1 protein-coding gene is annotated in these 425 nt (G+C 48.7%); it reads left to right on the forward strand.

What is annotated here, in order from left to right; all coding sequences use genetic code 11:
* Positions 1-139: 139 nt before the first annotated feature.
* A partial coding sequence (locus KDM89_RS19930) for a class I SAM-dependent methyltransferase (protein WP_463322636.1) occupies positions 140-425 on the forward strand: 286 nt, incomplete at its 3' end.

The raw sequence follows: 425 nt of genomic DNA on the forward strand, positions 1-425 counted from the left end.
TATGCATCCTGACTTGACCTCAAGTACGCTTGAGTTGCTATTCTTTTTCAGGCAACGCATATTCAACCAACGATCTGACTGATGCTGATGCAAAGGTATGCATCCTAGATTCAGACTGTACAAGCATAAGGAAAATAAAATGGAAGCAGAATTCTGGCATGGCAAATGGGAACGCGAGGAGATCGCTTTCCATCTGGCGCAAGCGAACCCACTGTTGACTCAGTATCTTGAGAGTCTGCAGCTGGCGACGGGCGCGCGTGTATTTTTGCCGCTGTGTGGTAAGTCGCTGGATATTCACTGGCTCCGACAAGGTGGATACCGGCTGGTGGGTATCGATCTCAGCGAGATCGCTATCCGCGCTTTATTCGACGAATTACAGCTGCAGCCTGTTATCACACAGCATGCTGGTTTATTGCAATTCAGTG

Origin of the sequence: Cognatundibacterium luofuense (assembly GCF_018139685.1) — a bacterium.
Classification (GTDB): Bacteria; Pseudomonadota; Gammaproteobacteria; order Burkholderiales; family Burkholderiaceae_D; genus Undibacterium; species Undibacterium luofuense.